Raw genomic sequence first — 3,838 nt, 5'->3', positions numbered from 1 at the left:
AGCGCCTCGAGCGCCAGCTCCGGAGTCAGGTCGAGCACCGGCTTCAGGTAGTCGCGCGACGGAAGCGGGCTGTACTGCAGCACCGTGATCGGGCCCAGCTCCGCCGCGGCACGCGCAAGCGCATCCTCAAGTTGCCCAGGCACCAGAACGTCAGCGGCAAAACCGCGGGCGGTCACCCCGATCGCTTCGAGCTCGGCGGCCATGGCGTCGAGCTTCGACTGGTCACGCGAGATCAGGGCGACCGAAAATCCTTCATGCCCGAACCTGCGGGCAACCGCCGCGCCAAGTCCGGGTCCGGCTCCGATTATGGCGATAACGGGCATGTTTCTCCTTCGATCGATGACGTCGTGGTCATTCCAGTGTGCCCTCTCTCGAAGGGGCGCGAGGCGCGTCAGTTGTTGAAGCGGAACTCCACCACGTCGCCATCCTGCATGACGTAGTCCTTGCCCTCGATGCGGGCCTTACCTTTGGCGCGGGCCTCGGCGATCGAGCCGGTCTCGACCAGGTCGGCGAATCCGATAACCTCGGCCTTGATGAAGCCCTTCTCGAAATCGGTATGGATGACGCCCGCGGCCTGCGGGGCCTTCCAGCCCTTGCCGATCGTCCAGGCGCGCGACTCTTTCGGCCCGGCGGTCAGGTAGGTCTGCAGTCCGAGGGTGTCGAAGCCGATGCGGGCGAGCTGGTCGAGTCCGCTTTCGTCCTGGCCCGTCGAGGCGAGGAGTTCAGCCGCGTCCGCCTCGTCGAGATCGATGAGTTCTGATTCGAGTTTGGCGTCGAGGAAGATGGCCTTGGCCGGTGCGACGAGAGCCGCCAGGGTGGCGAGAGCCGAGGCATCCTGCAGCACAGCCTCGTCGATGTTGAAGACGTAGATGAAGGGTTTCGTGGTCAGCAGGCCGAGTTCGCGAATCGGCTCGGTGTCGATTCCGGATGACGACAGCGGGTTGCCCTCGTTCAGCACCTTCTGCGCGGCAAGCGCCGTCTCGAGCACGATCGGCTCAGCCCGCTTCGTCTTGACCTCTTTCTCGTACCGGGTGATGGCCTTCTCGAGGGTCTGCAGATCGGCGAGGATCAGCTCGGTATTGATGGTCTCCATGTCGGAGGCGGCATCGACCTTGCCATCGACGTGGATGACGTCGGGGTCGGCAAACCCGCGGATGACCTGGGCGATCGCGTCGGCCTCGCGGATGTTGGCGAGAAACTTATTGCCGAGACCCTCGCCCACGGAGGCTCCCTTCACGATCCCCGCGATGTCGACGAACGAGACCGGAGCCGGCAGGATGCGCTCGCTCGAGAAGATCTCGGCGAGGACGTTGAGTCGCTTGTCTGGCAGGCTCACCACACCGACGTTTGGCTCAATGGTGGCGAACGGATAGTTCGCCGCCAGCACCTGGTTCTTGGTGAGAGCGTTGAAGAGCGTCGACTTGCCGACGTTGGGAAGACCGACGATTGCGATAGTGAGAGCCACGAGGGTTAAGAGTACCCGGGCTGTTATCGTGTCGACGTCGATCGATCACGTGGTGCACCGGTCAGTTGTTAGGTCAGGCTGGCGAGCCGGGTGGAGCCCGGGACTGCGCCTCGCGGCCCCGGCCGCCAGCCTGAGCTGTTCACCGGCGCGGGTGCTGGGGCCCGGAGCGAGGCAACGGGCACCGCCCGGGCGGCCCTGACCGTCAAGAGTGCGCAAACTGTGCCTACGCTGCGGGGCGTAGCAACATTTTGCGCACATTCGATGGATGCGCAGGACCAGTCGGGGCCCAAGGAGCATGGTGCGAGACGCGCGGAGGCCAATGCGGCGCGCGGTGTGCAGGATCGGACGGCGACGCGGGCGCCAGGTCGGGATCGGAAGCTGGAGATCTACCCGGCTCGGCCAACTAGGATGACGCAATCCCTCTGCACCGGGGGCACCCCCGTCGATCGGACCAGCAATGACGCTCATCCTCAAACCCGGAACTGAATGGAATACGGTTGCGGCCAGAGCGAGGGCACTGGCGCCGGAAGCGTTCGATATCGATCGTTTCAGCAATTTCATCGGCGGCGAGTGGAAGGCCGTGGGCCAGCCCGGTGAGCACGTGAACCCGGTCGACCAGGCACCCATCCCCGGGCCGCCGCGCATCGACCACGATGCGGCTGTCGAGGCGGTGGCCGATGCTGTTGGCCAGCATCGAGAATGGGCTGTTGTTCCACTCGACGAGCGAATCGCTCGGGTCTCGGCGGCACTCGATGGTCTTCGCGACAGCCGGGATGCGATCGCGCTGCTGCTGATGTGGGAAATCGGAAAACCCTGGAAGATCGCCTGCGCCGACATTGACCGGTGTGTCGAAGGCGTGGAGTGGTACATCTCGAACATCGAGCGCCAGATGGAGGGGCGACGGCCGCTGCCTGGCCCGGTTTCCAACATCGCCTCGTGGAACTATCCACTGAGCGTGCTGGTGCATGCCGAACTGGTGCAGCTTTTGGCCGGCAATGCCGTCATCGCCAAGACGCCATCCCAGGGCGGATTCCATGCGCTCACGTTGGCGCACGCGATGATGGCCCGGGCGGGGCTCCCGGTCACGCTGGTCTCCGGCGTAGGTAGCGAGCTCGGCGATGCACTCATCTCTTCGCCCGATCTCGGCGCCCTTGCCTTCGTCGGCGGACGGTCAAATGGGCGAGCGGCGGCCGTGACTCTGGCCAACTTCGGCAAACGCCACATCCTCGAACAGGAAGGGTTGAACGCCTGGGGCGTCTGGGACTTTTCTCAGTGGGATGACCTTGCTCCACTGTTGCGCAAAGGATTCGAGTACGCGAAACAGCGTTGCACCGCCTACCCCCGGTACGTCGTGCAGCGGCGGCTGTTCCCTGACTTTCTGCAGATGTACCTCTCGGTCATCGGCAACGTGAGGTTCGGGCATCCATTCGCGGTGGAGGATGCAGGCGACGACCTGCCCGATCTCGAGTTCGGACCCGTCATCCAGAAGACCAAAGCGAGTGAATTGCGGGGCCAATACAACGAGGCGATCACGATGGGCGGAGTGCCGCTGTATCACGGGGATCTTTCAAAGGGAAAGTTCCTTCCCGGTCAGGATCTCGCCGCCTACGTCGCCCCCGCTTGCGTGCTCGAACCTCCCCGCGCGTGGTCGCTGCACCACTCTGAACCTTTCGGGCCTATTGATTCGATCGTGCTCGTCGACACGGAAGCGGAATTCATTGCGGCGATGAATGTCTCCAACGGCAGTCTCGTGTCGTCCGTCGCCACCGACGACGCGGCCTTCGCCGCGCGGGTGCGCGAGGAGGTGCAGTCGTTCAAGTTCGGCATCAACCGACCGCGCTCTCGTGGCGACCGCGAGGAGGTGTTCGGTGGCAGAGGGGCGTCGTGGCGCGGCGCGTTTGTGGGAGGAGATCTGCTGGTCGACTCCGTCACCGACGGCGACCGGGCGCTCTACGGCAATTTTGCGGACGGATCGCGATACCCGGACACGCTGGACGGCTAGCGACTCGCGGCCGTCGCGCCGGAGGAGCCAATGTCCTGCGTCGCCACGAGCTGCGCCGCGGAGCGTCGGCCGCCGAGAGTGCTCAAATTGTGCCTACGCCGCGGGTTGTAGCAACACTCTGCGCGGTCTCGGCGCGCACGGAGGGCACGGTAGGCATCGAGCGCAAGGAGGGCACGGTGAGGCGAACAGGTCAGACAGCGGTTGCCGCGAGCGTGACGCGGAAGCACAGCGTGCGGTACGGCACCGGTATCTGCTCGAGCCCGGCTGTCTGGGGGTGTGCGTCGAGCATGGCATCGAGCGCGGCGAGCACACGGTGCTGCTCGGCAGCATCCTGAATGATGAAATGGCTTCGGGATGCGACGAGCGCACGA

3 protein-coding genes and 1 pseudogene are annotated in these 3,838 nt (G+C 64.8%); 1 reads left to right on the top strand and 3 read right to left on the bottom strand.

Annotation, left to right across the window (positions count from 1 at the left end):
• Both RMN95_RS03200 and ychF read right to left on the bottom strand, forming a co-directional pair.
• On the bottom strand, window positions 1-323 hold a 323-nt coding region (locus tag RMN95_RS03200), incomplete at its 3' end, for an SDR family NAD(P)-dependent oxidoreductase (RefSeq protein ID WP_309615518.1).
• A 68-nt stretch (window positions 324-391) separates the two neighbouring features.
• The gene (ychF, locus tag RMN95_RS03195) at window positions 392-1,465 is read right to left on the bottom strand and encodes a redox-regulated ATPase YchF (RefSeq protein ID WP_309615517.1); all 1,074 of its coding nucleotides are present in this window, start codon (window positions 1,463-1,465) and stop codon (window positions 392-394) included.
• A 457-nt stretch (window positions 1,466-1,922) separates the two neighbouring features.
• Between ychF and RMN95_RS03190 the strand changes: the two genes are divergently transcribed.
• Window positions 1,923-3,467 (top strand): aldehyde dehydrogenase family protein, encoded by a 1,545-nt coding sequence (locus RMN95_RS03190; protein ID WP_309615516.1) that lies wholly within the window; start codon window positions 1,923-1,925, stop codon window positions 3,465-3,467.
• Window positions 3,468-3,657: 190 nt separating this feature from the next.
• Here RMN95_RS03190 and RMN95_RS03185 read toward each other — a convergent pair.
• Window positions 3,658-3,838, bottom strand: a pseudogene (locus RMN95_RS03185) (hypothetical protein); the annotation flags it as partial.

This window comes from Salinibacterium sp. (assembly GCF_031364185.1).
Classification (GTDB): Bacteria; Actinomycetota; Actinomycetes; order Actinomycetales; family Microbacteriaceae; genus Rhodoglobus.
The sequence above is the reverse complement of the archived record's forward strand: the minus strand, read 5'-3'. Positions and strand labels throughout refer to the sequence as shown.